The sequence below is a fragment of the Rothia sp. L_38 genome (genome assembly GCF_050689125.1).
In the GTDB taxonomy this organism is placed as follows: domain Bacteria; phylum Actinomycetota; class Actinomycetes; order Actinomycetales; family Micrococcaceae; genus Rothia.
Genome location: NZ_JBOEQD010000005.1, coordinates 105,511 through 125,635, shown reverse-complemented (window position 1 = coordinate 125,635; position 20,125 = coordinate 105,511). Strand labels below are relative to the sequence as shown.

Annotated in this window: 16 protein-coding genes, 1 tRNA gene and 1 riboswitch; of the genes, 6 read left to right on the top strand and 11 right to left on the bottom strand. The window is 57.9% G+C overall.

What is annotated here, in order from left to right:
* Positions 1 to 41: 41 nt before the first annotated feature.
* Complete coding sequence (clpB, locus tag ACRCJM_RS05330; RefSeq protein ID WP_431464089.1) at positions 42 to 2,630, bottom strand: ATP-dependent chaperone ClpB; 2,589 nt, start codon at positions 2,628 to 2,630, stop codon at positions 42 to 44.
* Positions 2,631 to 2,871: 241 nt separating this feature from the next.
* On the opposite strand from clpB, the gene ACRCJM_RS05325 reads away from it, so the two are divergent.
* Positions 2,872 to 3,588 (top strand): glutamine amidotransferase, encoded by a 717-nt coding sequence (locus ACRCJM_RS05325; protein WP_431464088.1) that lies wholly within the window; start codon positions 2,872 to 2,874, stop codon positions 3,586 to 3,588.
* Positions 3,589 to 3,614: 26 nt separating this feature from the next.
* Here ACRCJM_RS05325 and ACRCJM_RS05320 read toward each other — a convergent pair whose 3' ends face one another.
* Positions 3,615 to 4,208, bottom strand: a complete 594-nt coding sequence (locus ACRCJM_RS05320) for a hypothetical protein (RefSeq protein ID WP_431464087.1) — start codon at positions 4,206 to 4,208, stop codon at positions 3,615 to 3,617.
* A gap of 51 nt (positions 4,209 to 4,259) precedes the next feature.
* Between ACRCJM_RS05320 and ACRCJM_RS05315 the strand changes: the two genes are divergently transcribed.
* A complete protein-coding gene (locus ACRCJM_RS05315) occupies positions 4,260 to 4,910 on the top strand; it encodes an HAD family hydrolase (RefSeq protein WP_431464086.1) in 651 nt (216 codons plus the stop codon).
* Positions 4,911 to 4,992: 82 nt separating this feature from the next.
* On the opposite strand, the gene ACRCJM_RS05310 is transcribed toward ACRCJM_RS05315, so the two are convergent.
* Both ACRCJM_RS05310 and ACRCJM_RS05305 read right to left on the bottom strand, forming a co-directional pair.
* On the bottom strand, positions 4,993 to 5,496 hold the full coding sequence (locus tag ACRCJM_RS05310; protein WP_431464085.1) for a Dps family protein: 504 nt from the start codon (positions 5,494 to 5,496) through the stop codon (positions 4,993 to 4,995).
* A gap of 314 nt (positions 5,497 to 5,810) precedes the next feature.
* Positions 5,811 to 6,860, bottom strand: coding sequence for a YrzE family protein (locus tag ACRCJM_RS05305; protein ID WP_431464084.1), 1,050 nt, complete (start codon positions 6,858 to 6,860; stop codon positions 5,811 to 5,813).
* Between the two features lie 386 nt (positions 6,861 to 7,246).
* Here ACRCJM_RS05305 and ACRCJM_RS05300 point away from each other — a divergent pair, with 386 nt between their 5' ends.
* Both ACRCJM_RS05300 and ACRCJM_RS05295 read left to right on the top strand, forming a co-directional pair.
* Positions 7,247 to 8,371 carry a VIT1/CCC1 transporter family protein gene (locus ACRCJM_RS05300; protein ID WP_237185116.1) on the top strand — a complete coding sequence of 375 codons (1,125 nt, stop codon included), beginning with the start codon at positions 7,247 to 7,249 and terminating at the stop codon, positions 8,369 to 8,371.
* 1,387 nt (positions 8,372 to 9,758) lie between these two features.
* Positions 9,759 to 10,541, top strand: a complete 783-nt coding sequence (locus ACRCJM_RS05295) for a hypothetical protein (RefSeq protein WP_431464083.1) — start codon at positions 9,759 to 9,761, stop codon at positions 10,539 to 10,541.
* 221 nt (positions 10,542 to 10,762) lie between these two features.
* Here ACRCJM_RS05295 and sucD read toward each other — a convergent pair whose 3' ends face one another.
* The 4 genes from sucD to pcrA all read right to left on the bottom strand — a co-directional run bounded on the left by sucD (position 10,763) and on the right by pcrA (position 16,466).
* Complete coding sequence (sucD, locus tag ACRCJM_RS05290; protein ID WP_237195048.1) at positions 10,763 to 11,680, bottom strand: succinate--CoA ligase subunit alpha; 918 nt, start codon at positions 11,678 to 11,680, stop codon at positions 10,763 to 10,765.
* 33 nt (positions 11,681 to 11,713) lie between these two features.
* A complete protein-coding gene (gene sucC / locus ACRCJM_RS05285) occupies positions 11,714 to 12,880 on the bottom strand; it encodes an ADP-forming succinate--CoA ligase subunit beta (protein ID WP_431464082.1) in 1,167 nt (388 codons plus the stop codon).
* A gap of 209 nt (positions 12,881 to 13,089) precedes the next feature.
* On the bottom strand, positions 13,090 to 13,698 hold the full coding sequence (locus tag ACRCJM_RS05280; RefSeq protein WP_431464081.1) for a hypothetical protein: 609 nt from the start codon (positions 13,696 to 13,698) through the stop codon (positions 13,090 to 13,092).
* 68 nt (positions 13,699 to 13,766) lie between these two features.
* A complete protein-coding gene (pcrA, locus tag ACRCJM_RS05275) occupies positions 13,767 to 16,466 on the bottom strand; it encodes a DNA helicase PcrA (RefSeq protein ID WP_431464080.1) in 2,700 nt (899 codons plus the stop codon).
* A 94-nt stretch (positions 16,467 to 16,560) separates the two neighbouring features.
* Here pcrA and ACRCJM_RS05270 point away from each other — a divergent pair, with 94 nt between their 5' ends.
* Positions 16,561 to 17,265 carry a hypothetical protein gene (locus tag ACRCJM_RS05270; protein ID WP_431464079.1) on the top strand — a complete coding sequence of 235 codons (705 nt, stop codon included), beginning with the start codon at positions 16,561 to 16,563 and terminating at the stop codon, positions 17,263 to 17,265.
* An 82-nt stretch (positions 17,266 to 17,347) separates the two neighbouring features.
* Here the strand turns inward: ACRCJM_RS05270 and ACRCJM_RS05265 are convergent, their stop codons facing one another.
* Positions 17,348 to 18,181, bottom strand: a complete 834-nt coding sequence (locus tag ACRCJM_RS05265; RefSeq protein WP_431464078.1) for an endonuclease domain-containing protein — start codon at positions 18,179 to 18,181, stop codon at positions 17,348 to 17,350.
* Between the two features lie 251 nt (positions 18,182 to 18,432).
* On the opposite strand from ACRCJM_RS05265, the gene ACRCJM_RS05260 reads away from it, so the two are divergent.
* Positions 18,433 to 18,505: transfer RNA gene (locus ACRCJM_RS05260), tRNA-Arg, on the top strand.
* 71 nt (positions 18,506 to 18,576) lie between these two features.
* Here ACRCJM_RS05260 and ACRCJM_RS05255 read toward each other — a convergent pair.
* A complete protein-coding gene (locus ACRCJM_RS05255; protein WP_431464077.1) occupies positions 18,577 to 18,816 on the bottom strand; it encodes a hypothetical protein in 240 nt (79 codons plus the stop codon).
* Between the two features lie 229 nt (positions 18,817 to 19,045).
* The gene (locus tag ACRCJM_RS05250; protein ID WP_431464076.1) at positions 19,046 to 19,660 is read right to left on the bottom strand and encodes a C40 family peptidase; all 615 of its coding nucleotides are present in this window, start codon (positions 19,658 to 19,660) and stop codon (positions 19,046 to 19,048) included.
* 4 nt (positions 19,661 to 19,664) lie between these two features.
* Positions 19,665 to 19,809: riboswitch (cyclic di-AMP (ydaO/yuaA leader) on the bottom strand.
* Between the last annotated feature and the right edge of the window lie 316 nt (positions 19,810 to 20,125).

Sequence of the window (20,125 nt, the reverse complement as noted above, 5' to 3'; positions counted from 1 at the left end):
TCTGCCGGCTCAGGCACATCCCATAGCTCTTGTTTCCACTTTTACTCGGCGGTGACGACCAGCCCGTCCACGGCGACGTCGGGGTTGACGTCCACGCGCACGGTGTCGCCGTCCTTGATGGCACCGGCCAGGATTCCCTTGGCGAGGCGGTCGCCGATTTCGCGCTGCACGAGGCGGCGGAGCGGACGGGCGCCGTAGGCCGGGTCGTAGCCGGCAAGTCCCAGCCACTCGGTGGCGGCGTCGGTGACGTCCAGGGTCAGGCGGCGGTCTTCCAGTCGGCGGGCCATGGATGCGATTTGCAGACCCACGATGGAGGCCAGGTCATCGGCTGAGAGGGGCTCGAACATGATGACCTCGTCCAGGCGGTTGAGGAATTCCGGCTTGAAGCTGGCGTTGACGGTGGTCATGACGGCGCTCTTGCGGGCTTCGTCATCGAGGTTCTGGTCAATCAGGAACTGGGAGCCCAGGTTGGAGGTCAGGATCAGGATGACGTTGCGGAAGTCCACGGTGCGTCCCTGCCCGTCGGTTAGGCGTCCGTCGTCGAGCACCTGGAGCAGGATGTCGAAGACCTCGGGGTGGGCCTTTTCAACCTCGTCGAGGAGCACGACCGAGTAGGGGCGGCGGCGTACAGCTTCGGTGAGCTGGCCGCCCTCTTCGTAGCCGACGTACCCGGGAGGGGCACCGACCAGGCGGGCGACGGCGTGCTTTTCGGCGTATTCGCTCATGTCGATACGTACCAGGGCACGTTCGTCGTCGAACTGGAACTCGGCCAGGGCCTTGGCGAGCTCGGTTTTACCGACGCCGGTGGGGCCCAGGAAGAGGAAGGAGCCGATAGGACGGTCGGGGTCGGAGATTCCGGCACGGGAGCGGCGGACGGCGTCGGCGACGGCGGCAACTGCCTGGCGCTGGCCGATAAGGCGCTTGCCCAGTTCGTCTTCCATATGCAGGAGCTTTTCCGATTCGCCCTGGAGCATGCGCCCGGCGGGGATACCGGTCCAGGATGAGATCACCTCGGCGATATCGTCGGCGGTCACTTCCTCAGAGACCATGGACTCTTCGGACGCGGTGTTCTCAGCCTGCTGAGCGGCGGCCAGTTCGGCTTCGAGGGCGGGGATTTCGCCGTAGAGCATGCGGGAGGCTTCGGCCAGGTTGCCTTCGCGCTGGGCGACTTCTGCCTTGGAACGCAGCTCGTCGATCTGGGTTTTGAGGTCGCCGACGCGGTTGAGACCTGCCTTTTCAGCTTCCCAACGGGCGTTGAGGGCGTCCAGCTCTTCCTTCTTGTCGGCCATATCTGCCCGCAGGGCTTCAAGGCGCTCGACGGAGGCCGGGTCGGTCTCGTTGGCCAGGGCCAGTTCTTCCATGGTCAGGCGGTCAACGGCGCGGCGCAGGGCGTCGATTTCTTCGGGGGCCGAGTCGATTTCCATGCGCAGGCGGGAGGCGGCCTCGTCGATCAGGTCGATGGCCTTGTCGGGCAGCTGACGCGAGGGGATGTAGCGGTTCGACAGATTGGCGGCAGCCACCAGGGCGGAGTCTGCGATAGCAACCTTGTGGTGGGCCTCGTAGCGTTCCTTGAGGCCACGCAGAATACCGATGGTGTCATCGACGCTGGGTTCACCCACGTAGACCTGCTGGAAGCGGCGCTCCAGGGCAGCGTCCTTTTCGATGTTTTCGCGGTATTCGTCGAGGGTGGTTGCACCGATCAGGCGCAGCTCGCCGCGGGCCAGCATAGGCTTAAGCATGTTGCCGGCGTCCATAGAGCCTTCGGAGGCACCTGCTCCAACGACGGTGTGGATTTCGTCGATGAAGGTGACGATTTGCCCCTCGGACTTCTTGATGTCTTCCAGCACGGCCTTGAGGCGCTCTTCGAACTCGCCGCGGTACTTGGCACCGGCAACCATGGCACCCAGGTCGAGGGAGATTAGGGTCTTGCCGCGCAGAGATTCGGGCACGTCGCCGGAAACCATGCGCTGGGCCAGGCCCTCAACGACGGCGGTTTTACCGACGCCGGGTTCGCCAATGAGCACAGGGTTGTTCTTGGTGCGGCGGGAGAGCACCTGGATGACGCGGCGGATTTCGCTGTCTCGCCCAATGACGGGGTCAAGCTTGCCTTCACGGGCAACGGCGGTCAGGTCGGTGCCGTACTGTTCTAGGGCACCGAAGGTACCTTCGGGGTCGGGGGTGGTCACGGTGCGGTCTCCTCTCACGGTTGGAATGGTGTCTTCAATGGTCTTTTCGGTGGCCCCGGCCTGCTGCAGGGCGCGGGCGGTGGCGTCATCCCCCGCTGCGAGCGCCAGCAGCAGTATCTCGGTGGAGATGTAGGTGTCCCCGAACTGGGCTGCCTTGGCTTGGGCAGTTTGGATGGCGGTCAGGACGGCGCGGCTCGGCTGGGCCTGGGCGGCTGAGGCGCCCTGCACCTTGGGCAGTTTTGAAATCTCGGTGGAGGCTGCCAGGGAGATGGCGTCAACGTCGAGACCTGCGGTTTTAAGGACGGCCACTGCCACTCCCTCTCGCTGGTTCATGAGGGCCTTGAGCAGGTGGGAGGTGTCTAGGGTGGGGTTGCCCGCGGTTTGGGCATTCATGTTGGCTGCCGAGAGCGCTTCTTGGCTCTTGGTTGTAAATTGTGCGTTCATTGTTCTCCTTTACCTTTTGCGTAGGTAGTTTGTTCATACTTGAGTGTACTCCACTCAGCTTTAACTTGAGTCTACTACACTCAACTATCTTGCACTAGATATCTGAGGGGCAATTTTCTTTCCGCCCCTATCTACCCCAAACCTACAGGTGTCTCGCACGGCGGGCACGCACGTCCGCCATCTTTCTCAGCCCACCACATCACCTTTACACTGGATAGCAGTCACTCACCCAAGGAGAACCATGCCCCGCACCGCCTACGCCGTCCGCCATGTCGCCTTTGAAGATCTTGGCATCTTTGAAGATTTACTCACCAAGCGAGGTTTTAGCGTCGAATATCGCGATGCCGGTATTGACGCCCTCAACACCCCCGAGGTGCGCGAGGCAGATTTGCTAATCATTCTGGGCGCCCCCATTAGCGTGAACGACACCCAGGACTACCCCTTCCTCTTTGAAGAAGTAGAACTCATCAAGGCGCGCATCTCCGCTCAGAAGCCCGTCCTGGGCATTTGTCTAGGCGCCCAGCAGATTGCCCTGGCAGCGGGCGCGCAGGTTGACCCCACCGGCGAAATCGAGCTGGGCTACTCCCCGGTAGAACTTACCGAAGCCGGGCAAGAATCAGTACTTGCACCGCTCGGCAACACCCCCGTCCTCCACTGGCACGGAGATGCCTTCACCCTACCCAAGGGCACCTCAAGCCTGGCCCGCACCCAGATGTGCGAGAACCAAGCCTTTGCCCTCAAGGACGAGGCAGGGCGACCCTACGCTCTGGCGCTCCAGTTCCACCTTGAAGTCAACCCCCGCCATATTGAGCAGTGGCTCATTGCTTATGCCGACTACATCAGGGCTTCAGAGCAGGACGTTGCGGTCATCCGCCGCGAGGCCTCCCTCTACGCAGAAAAGCTGACTACAGCTGCAACCGATGTACTCAAGGGCTGGCTCGAGCAGGTTAATCTGTAAGACTTCCCTTCAGCATCTGCCCAGGGCTAGTCAAGAAAGTCGTACATCGATTCTTCACGCTCTAGCTGCTCCCGAGTGGCATCATCGAGCCCTCGCGTCAGGGCTCGGGCTTTTCGGTAGTCACTGATAGCAAGTAGCAGGGTGGCAATAGCGAACGAGAAGGTCAAAATCCCGCTGGTATTACCAAAGGCAGCGGAGAGGCCGATAACGTCGGAGCCCAGCAGGGCAGCGGCAGCTGAAATGTTCTGCCCCTCAAGACGGTCAGGAGCCACCATACCGAAGAATCCGGCCAGTACCCAGGTAGATGCTACCACGAGCGCGGTGACGGGCGGCAAGCCAGCCCGCACTCCCTTTTCTTGCACACCCATTTCTTTGAAAGAAAACAGGGCAGCGACCAACAGGATAATCAGTAGGGCAGGCCCAAATGAAATCGCATAAATGGGCACCAGCTCTCCCCCGGCGCCAAAAAGGGCGCGCCCGGCAGTAATCCAGGCAGCAGAAATAAAAGCCATGGGCACCAACAGATAGGCAAGCACCCGGCGCACGGGGCTTGGCTGCCGCCGTAGACGCGGGTGGGTGGGCAACTGGTCTGTAGTGGTATGGGGGCGCTCTTGGTTCACTCACCTATCCTAACCGGACAAACCTCCCCCAGGACGGGTAGGGTGGTGTATATGAGCAGACTTAAAGCTATTTTCTTTGACCACGACGGAACCCTCGTAGATACCGAACCCCTGTGGGCCGAGGCAAAAACTACCCTAGCTGCCGAGTTCGGTGCCAACTGGACTGAGCAGGATACGCTCATGGCCCTGGGTAAGCCTGCTGCAGTCACTTTTGCCCGAATGCAGGAGCTGGGTGCAGATGCTCCCACCGATGAACTCTACGACCGGCTCAAGGCGAAGATGTCGGTGCTGCTTAAGGACGCCCGGGTTGAGCTCCTACCCGGCATCGAGGCGCTCCTGGCGCAGGTAGCTGAGGCAGGCGTCCCCGCCGGCATTGTCACCAACGCTACGACCGAGGTAGCTGCCAACACCGCCAAGCTGGCACCGGAGGGTCTCTTTAAAACCCTGGTAACCGATGAGCAGGTTACTCACGCTAAGCCTGACCCCGACCCCTACCTCATGGCAGCACGCAACCTGGGGGTAGACCCAGCTAACTGTGTTGCGGTGGAGGACTCTGCTTCTGGCGCCCAGAGCGCTATGGCAGCAGGCATGAAGGTGGTTGTGGTACCGGGCCTGACCGAGGTTCCAGACCATCTGGGGCACGCCCGCTACACTCACACAGAACTTAGCCTAGAAAAAATCAGGGCTTTGATTGAGGGGTAAAGGACACAACTGCATCAGTAAAGGCGGGTCTATCGTGTGTGATAGACCCGCCTTTACCGTGTGGTTCACGTATGGGTGGAGCTTACTTAAGGTTGCCCTGACCATCTTCAAGGTGACCGCGCAGGAACCACTGGAAGAGTTCCAGTTCAGCGGTCTGACCGATGAGCAAATCCTCGGTGATGGGATCGATGTCGCCCACCTTAGCGATGGCAGCACGGTGGTCTTCAACAACCACGTTGTAGACCTCATTCAGAGCGCGAATGTGAGTCAGTGCATCAGCACGGTCAACATCGTATTCAGCCCAGGTGCGCTTTTTTACCAGGTCGCCAGAGAGGCCATTGGGAGCTACACCCATGGTGGCCATACGCTCAGCAATAGCGTCAACGAAGCCACGAACCAGATCAACCTGGGGGTCGAGCATTTCGTGAACGGCGATGAAGTTGGGGCCAACGACATTCCAGTGAGCGTGCTTGAGGACCAGGTGCAGGTCGTTCAGGGCGTGCAGGCGAAGCTGCAGGACGTCGGCTACGTGGTGACCTGACTCTTCGGTGAGGCCAGGAACGGTAAATGATGCGTACTTGCTCATGAGTGAGACTTCCTTTCGAAAGTGATGACCGGTATTTTTCAAAGCTCCGGCTGGCTTGCTGTACTTCTAGCCTACGCACTCTCAACAGCGTTTTCAAGCATTATTATGATTAATTCATAATAAGCAAAACCTTGTTTGACCTGCTGGAACACCTTATTTCTGTCTTAGTTAAGCCTTACCTGACCACACTCTGGCTAGATATTTCAGGCAGTCAAACCACATAAACCCATTTAACATAAAGGTTCACGCGCCACAGATGGTGGAGCGTGAACCTTGATGCAATCAATGAGACTGGTTATGCAACCCGCTGATGATTAGATTTTTTCAGCAGAGCGGCCAGTGCGGGCACCAAGCAGACCACCCAGGGCGGTGATGATCATAGCCAAAATGAGACCACAGAAAGTGTACAGGGAGTACTTAGCGGTGTTGTTCATAGCATCGTTTGCTACAACAACAGCCTGATCAAAGGTTTCTTGAGCATTGTTTGCCAGGTTATTCAGGGTTTCCTCAGCCTTCTGTACGCCCTCTTCATATGAGGTCACGATATTGTTAGCAGCCGATCGCGATTGAGCTGCGGTGAGGTTAGTGTTAGCTTCAATTTCACGAGCCAGAGCATCCTCGTCGATCTGCTCAGTGATTGATGCAATACGATCTTCAATGTTTGCACGAACATCCTCTGCAACAACAGAAGAATCTTCACCGTCTACAATGATTCGCTGAGCAGCTACCTGCAGGTCAGCAACGGTTTCATCAACTTGGGCCTGGAGATAGTCGGGGTGCAGCTGCTCAATGGAGCTATTAGCAAGCGCCTGACGCACATCAACAGAGACACCCTCGGCATCAACATCAATTCGGTCGGTATTGATATTCGAAACAGCCTGAGCCGCCGCCGATGACGCACTTGAAACAGCACCGCCAGCCGCACCAAGCATGTTACCCAGCGCCCCAAATGCAGAAGATACTGCGCTCACAGCTAGAACCACAATGGCAATAACACCCAGTGCCCACGTAAGGAACCCGTGAATCAAGCCCGCCTTGTTAGCGGTCAAACCAGCAATAAAGCCCGCCACGCCAAGAGAAACAGCCAAAGAAAAAATAGTCCAGATTATCAGACCAGTTCCGACACCTTCCGTTGGGTTTTCAGCAGTCAGGTCGGTACCTCCAAGCCCCACCGCAGTTCCCACAAGAGAGAAGAGTGCAGAGAGAGCGATGAAGGTAACTAGACCAGCAAAGATGCTTCGCCATGAGATGTTACTACCTGCCTCAAGACGGGCATCTTGGGCAATAATCTGGCGGAGAGAGCCGCGTGCGATACCCCGAGGCGCGTTAGCGCCTGACTCAACAACCCCTACATTTTCGGTCATAATTTTTCCTTTAGATACATGATCAACTAATCAAGAATTTTAAGCATGAGACACAATATCACTCTAGATCACTCTAGAAGATAGTGCATACCCTCTATTTATAGCACGTACACTTTCATTCATGAGCTACCGACAACCCCAATAATCACGGTTTAGGTGACGCAGCATCACTACCGCCATGCTCAAAATCACGAAAATTTTTACTAGTCAAGTAGCGATTTCAACAGCATATCGATAAGTAAACTTTGCGTCACCACCATGAAAAATGGGATTCATTTCATAAGTAGGCTTGACTGCTAGGAGATATCTCTGAGGCACGAACAGTCAGAACCAGAATGCTAAAATATAGGGTTAGACCCGCATCGGCCAAGCGAAACTCTTTCACCATGCCTACGACCAGTTCTCAACCTTCACCTTCACGCACCTTCCCCAGTTGCGCCCAGATTCGCCGCTGGCGCCGCTACCTGGCTGAAGAAATCTCAGAAGCTCGCATCTATGCCGCCCTGGCAGAGCGTGCCGAAGGAAAAGAAGCAGAGATTCTCCGGGAGGTTGCTCAGGCTGAGGAGCGCCACCAAAATCACTGGCGGGAACTGTTAGGCGAGCACGCTTACCCCGAACCCAAGCCGTCTATCTCCGCCAGATTCCTGCAACTTCTTGCTAAGAACTTTGGGTCAGTTTTTGTGCTCGCCCTAGCCCAGCGTGCCGAGGGCCGCTCACCTTACGCGGAGGACCCCGACGCCACTGAAGCCATGGCCGCCGATGAAGCAATTCACGAAGAGATTATTCGAGCACTGTCTACCTCTGGCCGTGAAAAACTCTCGGGCAACTTCCGCGCCGCCGTCTTTGGCGCAAATGATGGTCTAGTATCGAATGCTGCTCTCATCATGGGCGTGGGGGCTTCTGGCGTCAGCAGCTCTATGGTGCTTCTTTCAGGCGTCGCAGGCCTACTGGCTGGCGCCCTCTCCATGGCAGCGGGCGAGTTCGTTTCTGTGCGCTCCCAGCGTGAACTCCTGGACGCTTCTCGCCCAACTCAGGTCACCCTCAACGTTGCCCACCAGCTCGATATTAACCAGAATGAACTAGAACTGATTTACAAGGCTCGAGGCATGAGCGAGGAAGCTGCCCGCCACCGTGCCATGGAGCGCTTCGGCTATTTCACCTGCGACTGCGATCCCTCACTCTCCTTCCGCAATGATATTGAGGGCGAAGAGGTTGAGGACGCCCACGGCGCACTCGGCAGCGATGTGGGGGCTGCGGCCTCCAGTTTCTGCTTCTTTGCATCCGGCGCATTGATCCCGATTCTTCCCTATATTTTTGGCATGTCGGGCGGTGCAGCCATGCTGGTTGCCATGCTGCTAGTGGGCTTTGCGCTGATGGTCACCGGTGGTGTGGTGGGTCTTCTTTCGGGAGCCTCCCCCTTCAAACGCGGCCTGCGCCAGCTAGCGATCGGTTACGGGGCGGCCCTAGCTACTTATCTACTAGGGTTGGCATTCAATACAGTGGTTCTCTAGATAGACACACAACCATCTGCCCAGAAACACCTGTCAGGACATGGCAAGTTATTAAACCCTGCATGTCAGAAATACCTAGACTTGCAGGGTTTTACCGCGCATATTTCACAGAAGGTTTACCATGTCACATCATCAAAAAGTTCTCTAACCCAACCGCAGAACCTTGGTGAAGGGGGCAGCCTGGGCAGCGCCTGCCGTTATCTCCAGCGCCACTATCCCCGCTTATACGGCCTCACACGGTGCATTACAACTACCCGATTTAGCGGTGGGGCCGAATATACGACTGGGGGTACGCGGCAAGAAGGTGTCACAAGCACAACCCAGACCTTGACTCTGGGTGGCCAATTCTTCATCACGGATTTACCAGCCAATATCACCGTCACCAGTATTAAATACGAGGTCTGGACCTCTAACTGCATAGACCAGAAATCTTCTGGACCCGGTATTTTCTGGATTGGTAACACCTCCGCCCAGTACTCTTCTTGCGCAGTTAGAAACACATCAACGAGCCAAATCCCCTGGACCACCGACGTCACGAAAACCCATTTGGTACCTAGGACTAAACGAATGACCGTTGATGCCACCCCAGGGTTACCAACCCTTACGCACCCTTTGTACTTATAGTGCAAAGCACTCAAAACTTGGTGAACCATACTTACCCTTCGGGCGCAACTGAACAATCTTGGAACCTCATTATGACCTGGGACCCCAGCACGGGCGCTAATACTGATGGTCACTATTCAACTTCTTCTACATCCTCTGATTGCCGCAATTTCACCACAGGACCATCAGGGCGCTTCCCCATTGTGTACAGCGGTGTAGTTCCCCCAGCCAGCTCCAATAACGTGAATAGCACTTACAAAGGTGAAACCCTGATTACGATTACCCTCTCAAACGGCCAGACACTCACCCACCGTTCTATATCGGGATCATAGGCCTACCTTGAACCCATATACAAAGGGCGCCCACCGCTATTTGGTGGGGCGCCCTTATTACACAGAGTCCAGCGATAACCTCTAGACGCCCCCCCCCACACAAGAGGGGACGAAGGCGTTGTAATAAGCACTTACTGATATCCGGCACCCCAACACATGCTCCAGAGATGGTCACCCCCGCACACAGCCACACCCCAAAAAAGCATTTTCTAGCACCTGACGCCTTAATCACATGGATTCCCCCAGTTAAACTGTCTCGGGAATCAGCACATTTCTGCTAATATGTTTTCAACCTAGATTTTTGGGATATTTTAGTAGCCTTAGTGAACTCTTTGGCTTTTCCATATCTTCAAACCCTCTAACGGCTTTGTCTCCCAGTGTGCATGCTGGAGTCACTCGCCAAAATGGTCTCGCATTGATCACTTAACCTAGCCCTTTAGCAAAGGAAAACAATGAACAACGTTTCACGTCGCAACCTAGCCAAGGGTGCTGCCTGGGCAGCTCCCGTCGTTATCTCTACCTCTGCTATCCCTGCTTACGCAGCTAGCCCTTCCGATGTGTGTTCTAGCACCTCGCCTACTACCAGCATCAACTGGGCTAATTTCGTTCGAAATACTCCCGTCACTGCCCAGGGTAGCACCAGGCACTCAGGCTCCGTTACCACTAATGACGGCAAGGCGGTTCTTACCATCACCCATGTCTCTTCAACCGGACCATCCCTCTCAAACTCTCAGAATCTCATCACTAATAAAAACGTAGCGGGCACCGTTACTTGGTCTAGCTACTCAGGCTTGTCAAATTATCTTTTCTTCCAGAGTTTGCGGAGCGGCACCAACGGTTACACTGGCGGTAACCAGAAGTCCACCATCACTATGAGTTTCTCAGCTCCCGTTACAGGTTTCACTTTCACTATCGGAGACGTCGACCAGGGTTCCACCGCTTCCGGTGGCCCCTGGCAGGATGTCTTCACTGCAAGTTCTTCTCTTAAGGGTGTCGCGACCTCTGCTCCTATCGCCTCAGGCGGAGCCACCATCTCAGCTAACGCCACCACCACAACTTTCACAGCTAATCGAAACTCACTGGACCCCAGGTCATCTGCAGGCAACGTCACTCTGAGCTTCCCCAAGCCCGTCGATACCATTACCCTTACCTGGGCTAACGGCAGCAATCGTACCGGCGCTCAGGACTTCGTTATCGGTGGCCCTACCACGCTGAACGTCTGCTCAACACGCTGAACGTCTGCTCAACCGGCACTTCATCTAACTAGTCTGTCTGCCCGGCAGAATAGGGGCCCTGACCAGCAAGCTGGTCAGGGCCCCTTCCTGCATATCTCTTGGCCGGTTCACCATCAGAAATACGAAGTCCGGGTGTGTGGCATTACCTCGCAGATAAACAAGGACGCCGGTGGTCACGCACCTGCGTGACCACCGGCGTCCTACCGGCTAGGGGAACTAGCTTACTTGTTAGCGAAAATCTCGCGCATCAGCTGGGCAGCCTCTGACGGAGTCTTACCAACCTTGACGCCAGCGGCTTCCAGGGCTTCCTTCTTGGCCTGGGCAGTGCCAGATGAACCGGATACAATCGCACCGGCATGGCCCATGGTCTTACCCTCGGGGGCGGTAAAGCCGGCAACGTAGCCAACAACGGGCTTGGTGACGTTAGCCTTGATAAACTCAGCAGCGCGCTCTTCAGCGTCACCACCAATCTCACCAATCATCACGATAGCCTCGGTCTCGGGATCAGCCTCGAAAGCTTCGAGAGCATCAATATGGGTGGTGCCGATGATGGGGTCACCGCCGATACCGATAGCGGTGGTGAAGCCGATATCGCGCAGCTCAAACATCATCTGGTAGGTCAGGGTACCTGACTTGGAGACCAAACCAATCTTGCCCTTACCGGTGATGTTGGCGGGGGTAATACCGACCAGGGATTCGCCGGGGGTGATGATGCCGGGGCAGTTGGGGCCGATGATGCGGGTAATCTGCTTGCCGTCAGCGCCAACCTTGCTCTTAGCGTAGGCCCAGAACTCAGCGGTATCACCGACGGGCACGCCCTCGGTAATAACGACGACCAGGGGCACCTCAGCGTCGATTGCTTCGATAACAGCGTCCTTGGTGAAGGCCGGGGGGACGAAGACGATGGAGACATCTGCGCCGGTCTCCTTGACGGCTTCAGCAACGGAGCCGTAGACGTTCAGCTCAACGTCGTTACCGGAGGCGTCCTTGTGGGAGACAGTGGTGCCAGCCTTGCGGGCATTGACGCCACCGACGACCTGGGTGCCAGCTGCGAGCATGCGGGCGGTGTGCTTGGTGCCTTCACCGCCGGTGATGCCCTGAACGATGACCTTGGAGTCCTTGTTCAAAAAGATAGACATTGTAAAAACCTTCTAGTAATAATCAGCGGTGATTTAGGCGGTGTGGGCCAGCTCGGCAGCCTTATCGGCACCGGAGTCCATGGTCTCTGCCTGGTGGACCAGGGGATGGTTGGCTTCGGTGAGAATGCGACGGCCCTCTTCAACGTTGTTGCCGTCGAGGCGGACAACCAGGGGCTTAGTTGCCTTATCACCGAGGATTTCCAGGGCCTTGACGATACCGTTAGCAACGGCGTCGCAGGAGGTGATACCACCGAAGACGTTAACGAAAACAGACTTGACCTGCTCGTCGTTGAGGATGATATCCAGGCCAGCTGCCATGACCTCAGCAGAAGCACCGCCACCGATGTCGAGGAAGTTAGCGGGCTTGACATTGCCGTGGTTTTCACCGGCGTAGGCAACAACGTCCAGGGTAGACATGACCAGGCCTGCACCGTTACCGATGATGCCAACCTCGCCGTCCAGCTTGACGTAGTTGAGGTCGTTTTCCTTGGCCTTAGCTTCCAGGGGGTTCTCGGCTGACTTATCGACCAGGGCCTCGTGCTCGGGCTGACGGAACTCGGCGTTATCGTCCAGGGAGACCTTGCCGTCCAGGGCCAGGATCTTACCGTCGCCGGTCTTGACCAGCGGGTTGACCTCAACCAGGGTGGCATCTTCCTTCTTGTAGACCTCGCCCAGCTTGACCAGCACAGCGGCGACGTCCTCGCGCACGTCCTCAGCAAAGCCAGCAGCCTCAACAATCTCGGCAGCCTTCTCAGCGGTGATGCCCTCCATGGGGTTGACCTCAACCTTGGCCAGGGCCTCGGGGCGCTCTGCAGCCAGGGTCTCAATGTCCATGCCACCTTCAACGGAGCACATGGCCAGGTAGGAGCGGTTAGCGCGGTCAAGCAGCATGGAGAAGTAGTACTCTTCAGCGATGTCTGCGCCCTGGGCAATCATTACGCGGTGGACGGTATGGCCCTTGATGTCCATGCCCAGAATCTGCTGGGCGTACTCGTAAGCCTCATCAGCGGTCTTGGCAACTTTCACGCCACCGGCCTTACCGCGTCCGCCCACCTTAACCTGGGCCTTGACTACGGTGACGCCACCGATCTTCTCAGCTGCTGCCTTTGCTTCTTCAGGGGTGGTAGCTACGATGCCCTGGAGCACGGGGACGCCGTGCTTCTCAAAGAGATCGCGTGCCTGGTATTCAAACAGGTCCACAGGGGTTCCTTCTTCGTCGAAGTCATGCCAGAAAGCGGTGCTCCCGGCGTTTACATGTACGAAGTTCGGTGCCCGCCCCATTGCGAGAGCTGGAGCACACAAAGCTTCTCCACAAAGAAACTTTAGCGTACTTGCCTACAGGGGTGCGAACTTATTTCCCTCTGAATGAAACAAACCTGTCAGTTACGACCGGCGCTCCCCGACCGGGCCTATTTGACCTTCTCGCAGGCATCCAAAATATTGACCAGGAAGGGGGCTGTATCGGAGGCACGAGGCACCATCAGGTACTCCAGCTCATCGATACGCCAGAGCATGATACGGGCCTCAGCCACGGTGCAGGACAGGGCCATGCCCGGGTCGAAGAAATCCGGCGGGAAGTCAAAGTGGACGACCTCATCGATGACGTCCGCCGCCGCTACTCCGCTCAGATTCAGCACGGTTCGGTTGACCGACACATCAAGTACCAGCCCCTCGTCGCGCCCCAGGGCGGCTGCAAGAGCCCGACCCAGCTTGACCGCGTCCACCCTGGTCACTACCAGATAGACGCCCTCCTCAACGTAGAGGCAGGCAACCACCTGACGGGTGCCGTAGAGAAGGTGCAGGGCGGTTGCATCGCCCGTTACCTGCCCGCGGGTGGTCGGCAGAGCTGCGCCCAGCACCTTTTCGATGCGGCGGGCAGCTGGGGTTGTGGGGTCAATTTCGATGCGAAAGAGAAAGAGGTCAGAAATCTCCTGAAGCTGCACGCGGGTATCGGTCACCTCATCCATTGCCTCCACAAATTCTTCGGCGATAGAGGGAAGGTTAGAGTCGTGATCCATGGTCATCCTTGAGTGAATCGGGCAGAAAAGAGCCCGGCACCACGGGGCGGTGCCGGGCTACTTTTATTTTAGTCGGTCTTCTTTGTGAGCGGGGCGTAGCGCAGCAGAAGCCTTTTCTCTTCTTTCGCGAAGCGTACCTTAGCCACGGTTTTATCACCGCTACCCTCAACTGCTGTCACCCGGCCCTCACCAAAACTGGTGTGCTCAACCCGGTCACCAACCGCGAGCGCCGGGATTTCCTTGTTCTGCTGCACGCGGGAAACCTGGCGGGCTGCTGCTTTGAGCCCGTAGGTAGCTGAGCCGTTGACTTCGCTGGTAGTTGGTTCGGAAGGACGCCGCCGCTCAGCTGGTTCGTCGAAGCGGCTGGAGTAGGTGGAAGACCCGTAAGAGGACCCGTACCCGCTAGCTGAGCCGCCGCCGCGGTTGCCAGCCCAGCCGCCGCGTCCGCCCGCGTAGGCTCCCCCATAACCGCTGCCGGAATAGCCGCCGAAGGATGAGCCGGTACGCTTCCAGTCAATGAGCTCCTCGGGGATCTCTTCGAGGAAGGGGGAGGGCGGGTTGAATTGGCTCTGGCCCCACATGGAGCGGTTCTCAGCGCGAGTGAGGTAGAGCCGTTCCATAGCGCGGGTCAGACCCACGTAGGCCAGGCGGCGTTCCTCGCTCATTTCTGAGTCGTCGGTGAGGGCTCGCTGGTGGGGGAAGAGGCCGTGTTCCATACCGGTCAAGAAGACCACGGGGAATTCTAGGCCCTTAGCGGTGTGCAGTGTCATGAGGGTAATGACGCCCTGGGAGCGGGCTTCGGCCACCTCTGCGGCAATCTGGGCGGCGGACGGTCCGCCCTCCTGCTCGGCCTTGGGCTTGTTGGGGATCTGGTCGGCGTCAGCGACCAGGGCAACGTGTTCGAGGAAGTCCTCCAGGGTGGCACCTGCGTTGTCGATTTCGAACTCGCGCACGGCGTCCACCAGCTCTGAGAGGTTTTCCACGCGGGATTCGTCCTGAATATCCTTGGACTCGCGTAGGGCCGCCAGGTAGCCGGTCTGCTCCAGTACGGCTTCGAGGCAGGTGGCTGCCGACTCCGTGGCAGCTAGCTGGGCGAGATCGTCGATCATCTGGGCAAAAGCGGCCATCTTCTTCACGGCGGCAGCTCCCAGACCGGGCACCTCGCTGCCCTGGCGCAGGGCAGCCATGAAGGAGATACCGGTAGCGCGGGCGTGGTCGGCCACCACGCTCTCGGACTTAGCTCCGATACCCCGCTTAGGCTCGTTAAGCACGCGGCGCACGTTGATGTCGTCATCGGGGTTCACCAGCACGCGCAGGTAGGCCAGGGCGTCCTTGATTTCCTTGCGCTCGTAGAAGCGGGTACCACCGACCACGCGGTAGGGCAGCCCCACGCGCATGAGCATCTCTTCAAGGGTGCGGGACTGGGCATTGGTGCGGTAGAAGATAGCCACATCGCCGGGGGCGGTACCGTGCTCATCACGCAGGCGGTCAATTTCCTGGGCAATGTAGCGGGCCTCAGCGTGCTCGGACTCTGCCACGTAGCCGGTGATTTTGGCGCCGTCGCCGCTGGCCGTCCAGAGCTTCTTGGGGCGGCGGCCCTTGTTGCGCTCAATCACGGCGTTGGCTGCCGAGAGGATGTTCTGGGTAGAGCGGTAGTTCTGCTCCAGCAGAATCGTGCGGGCCGCCGGGTAGTCTTGCTCAAAGTCGGTGATATTGCGAATATCAGCCCCGCGGAAGGCATAGATGGACTGGTCAGAGTCACCCACCACCGTCAGCTCAGCGGGCGGGTAGGCGTCGGGGTAGGGGCCATTATCGACGGAGCCGGTCTCAGGGCGCAAGGACGCCGCGCCCCCCACCAGCTGTCGCACCAACTGGTACTGGGCGTGGTTGGTGTCCTGGTATTCGTCCACCAGAATATGGCGGAAGCGACGGCGGTAGTACTCGGCTACCTGGGGGTGGTTCTTCAGAAGGTTGACGGTTTCGAAGATGAGGTCGTCGAAGTCCAGGGAGTTAGCGGCCCGCAGGCGCTCGGTGTAGGCCGTGTAGACCTTCGAAATCACGCCTTCCCAGGGGTCGGTGGGGCTGGTTTCAGCTGCGAACTGTTTGGCGCTGACCAGTTCGTTCTTGAGGTTAGAGATACGGTTACCTACAACCTTAGCGGTGAACTTCTTGGTATCGAGATTCATCTGCTTGATGATGAGCGTCAGCAGGCGCTGGGAATCAGCCGAATCGTAGATGGAGAAGGTTGATTTGAGGCCCAGGGCTTTCGCCTCGCGGCGCAGTACGCGCACGCAGAAGGAGTGGAAGGTTGAAATCCACATGCTCTGCGCCCGCGGCCCCACCAGGGCGGTGATGCGCTCTCTCATCTCGGCGGCAGCTTTATTGGTGAAGGTAATCGCCAGAATCTGCCCCTGGTGGGCGCGCCCTGTTGCCAGTAGGTAGGCGATACGGTGAGTCAGGACGCGGGTCTTACCCGACCCGGCACCCGCCACAATCAGCAGGGGGCTACCGGCATGCTTCACCGCTTCAGCCTGGTGCTCATTCAGCCCTGCCACCAGCGTCTCGGGGTTGACGCTGGGAGCGGGGCGGGCGTCCTCAACATCAGGCATAAACCCGCCCACCTGGTAGGCAGGGGGCACAAAATCATCAGCCGGAGGGGCCGCGTCGTAGAAAGGATCGAAGGGAGGTTCGTCAAAGAAGGGATCGCCCTCAGGTTCTGCTGACCGTTTGGGGGCAGGGGCGGGCATAAAATCGTCGTCATCAAACATAAGAGAACCTTCCAGAAATCAACCGTCAACTCCCCATTTTAGGCGAGCGGGCACCTGCCTACACCCGATTGAGCTGACAGATAAGATAGACAGCATGGGTCTTTCAAAAGGTCAGAAGAAACGCCTCTACGGCGAGAACACGCAAGCGCACTCCCCCGCACCGTCAGCAGCCAAGGCGGGGCGGACGTCCGCGCCCCCTCGCAGCCAAGGTGCAGGGCCGCGCGTGGTCACCGACTACAGCCGGGCAGAACTCGCCGCCCAACCGGAGAAGGGCGGGGGCTCCTATATTTTCTTGGGTGTTGCCTTTGTCGTGACCGTCCTGTTCTTGCTCTACTACTACCTCATGTTGCTGCCGGGGGTATCGGCGGCTGCCGGTGCGACTGCCCCGGAACTCATGCTGCGCTTCGATGCCCAGCACCTACAGACTGTAACGGCGGGCCTGGGTGTAGAGGGCTTGCAGGCCTACCAGGTGCTCCACCGCTCAACGGGCCTGATTCTGCCCCTCATTTTTGCTTTCACCTGGTGGAATATGGTGCGGGCTTCGAAGTTTGAGCTCTTGGTCGGCAGGCTCATGCTGACTCTGCCGGTGGCCTACGCTCTGGTCTTTATCGCCGGTGGTTTCGCCGTTGACTCTGCCCTCGCCGACCCGCTGGGCGGCACTACCGGGCTTGCTTCTCTTCTCATGACCGCTCGCTGGGCCCTGTTCGTGCTCTGCCTGGCGCAGCTGGGCTACCTGGCACTGCGCCTGGTCAGAAGCAAGATGGACGCCTTCGCCCGCGGCGAGCTGCCCGGGCAGTGAAGTTGGGCTAGCGTCCCGCCAGCCCGCGTCCGCCCCCGAAAAGTGCAAGTGCCTGTGCAAAAGTGACAGGCACTTGCACTTTTTAAGCGGCATCTAGTCGCCGCACCCCGTGCCGTAGCAACAGACGAACCACGTGCTGCGGGCGGTGGGCGAGGTCTTCATAGGTGATTCGCAAGACCTTCCAGCCCTCGTTCTCTAACTCGCGCTGCCGGAAGAGATCTTGTTGCCGCTGTTCGTCAAAAGACCGATAAGCCCCGGTGTACTTGATACGGCCGTCGACCTCGAGGATAAGCCTGAGGCGCCGCCACATAAAATCAGGACGATAGCGGCGGCCACTGCTCGTAACCACCCACCGCTGCACAGCGGGTAGCTCAAGATTTTCAAGCACCATCAGAAAATACGCCTGAGATTCTAGCGGTGATTCGAGCTCGGTCGTCAGGCTCCGTGCCAGGGTACGAGCTTGCTTCGCACCACGGTCGGAGACGGCTAGTAGCGCATCGTGCAACAGGTACTGGTTGCAAAGGTTCTGGTGGAGAAAATAGTGTGCAACCGTCACCGTGGTAAGCGCCCGCTGGTGACCGATACAGCTCAGGACAGTGTCTATAGGTGAGAGAACCATAAGGCCCTGGTACTCTTGCGCCCTATTTATTGCTTCAGCAGGAGTGACGCAGCGGCGAATGCCCTGCTGTTTGCCGCGATCGCGCCAGGAACTCGCGAGGTAGATATGAGAGGGGAGTTCAAGGAGGGGCGCTCCCCAGGCAAGAGCAGCGGACGTGCGTGTAAGGACGGCGTGTGAGCGGGTTTTGCTCACCGCTATGTGGTGTATCAGGGCACGCTCGGTAGGGGTTGCCTGGGCGAGAGTCTGGGTTTTGATATAGGCACCCTGTCTGAGACGGACAAGCTCTTTGGACCGCACTGCGTCACTAATTTTGCGACTGGTCAGTCCCTGTAGTCGTAGGTCACCGGTAAGAAGTACTGAGTTATATAGGTGCTGGCTCATGGTGTACAGGGTGACTGAATCAGGGGCGTTGACGCTAGCCCTGTGGACGCAGGGGCCGGTTAGCGCGTCTTAACGCCGCAGGAAAAGTGCATATGCCGTCGACTTATCCACAGGTACTTGCACTTTTCGGGTGGCGTACAGGTTTTCGTGTAAACTGGTGGAGTTGCGCCCTCGTAGCTCAGGGGATAGAGCACCGCTCTCCTAAAGCGGGTGTCGGACGTTCGAATCGTCTCGGGGGCACAAAAAGAGAGGGTATGCCATACTGCGCGAAGCGCTGGCATACCCTCTCTTTTTGTGCCCGCCTGGGGGCGTTAGTTGCGGGTTTTCTTTTTTCGGTAGGCTAGCCGAGAGATGACAAGCCCGAGGACGATGCCGATGCCGCCGGTGATGGAGACCCACATGGCTGCATGCCCGACGAAGATGGCGATGATGAGGCCGAGGACGATGCCGGGTACGGCTCCGGCTACCATTCCGATGGCCATGTAGGTGAATTCTTGGTCGGATGAACCGGCTGGGCTTTCGAATTGGGGGCTGTTTAACTTCTGCGACATAGTTCCAATCCTAGCTGTGCCTTCTGCCGGAGTCGAAAAGTGGGTATAAAAAATGCGCCCCAGCTGGTCGTCTGGTGCGCATGCGCAAACGTAGTGTTTGCGGGGGATCCTTACCGTGTGATGTGTGGTAGGAATTCTTATTTTCGTTCTTCAGCAGGAAGTTGACCAGCTACTGAATGAACGTCACCGGCTGGGGCAGTTTTGGCTGCCCCGTACCGTGTGAGAAGTCTTAGATGCCAGCGGTGTAGTAACCGTCAACGGGCATGAAGCCGCCGCCGTCAACTGCGGTCAGCTGGGTGCCCTGTGAGGGGTTGAGAGCTGAGATCATCTGGCCGTTACCAACGTAGATGCCGACGTGTGCGTAGCCGTTGGTGAAGACGATGTCACCGGGCTGGGGGTTTGAGGTGGGGGTCAGCTCGGTTGCCATGGTGTAGGTGTAGGCGGTCAGGTTGATGCCAGCCTGTGCGTAAACGTAGGAGACGAAGCCTGAGCAGTCCCAAGCCTTGTAGGACTTGCCGCCCCAAACGTAGGAGCCGCCGATGCCGTCGTAGGCAGCTGCCAGAACGGTTTCGCGAGCGGTTGACAGGTCAACGTTGCTGGAAGCTGCAGCGGTTGCGGTTGCCTGGGGAGCGACGGTTGAGGTGGTCTCAACGGTGGTGGTTGAGGTAGCTTCGTAGCCCCAGGTGTTGTAGTTGTAAGAGTGTGAAGCCAGTGAAGGTGCTGAGTGAGCGGGTGCTGATACTTCAGCTACTGCGAATGCGTTTGCGGGTGCAACAGTTGCGGCGAGCATGGCGCCTGATGCTGCAACGATACCTGCGGTACGTACGATGGTTGACTTAGCCATTTTGTTTTCCTCCATTGCCGAACGAGGTGAGCTGTCGGGTTCGAGCATGAAGTTCGCTCGGCCGCAGAGTCTGCGACTTAACCCCTAGGGTTCTCGGTGGAGAGCCCGAAAGGTGGGTCCCCCGCTTCTGCCGTAATGTTATTTTGTTTGTTTTCCTGTGAACAGTGGCAGAACTAGGCGGTGCTGTTCGTAGGGTGCTGATCCGACCAGTGATGAGCACGAAATAGAACATTACACAGCCTGGGCTGGTTTGTCACGCTTTGGTCACGATTTTGTTGCAAGACCCCCGGAATGCAAAGCAGGGTGATTGATTTTTTGGCTTTCAGGACGCGTCCAGCTGGGGCTTATGTGGCACATAGAGTTGGTTTTGACAAGGGGATATAAAGGGGTTCTGTCGCGTCTCAAAAACCCCAGCACAACTTCCCACTATCAGGGTTTTGCCAGCATTAATTTAACTGAGAACCC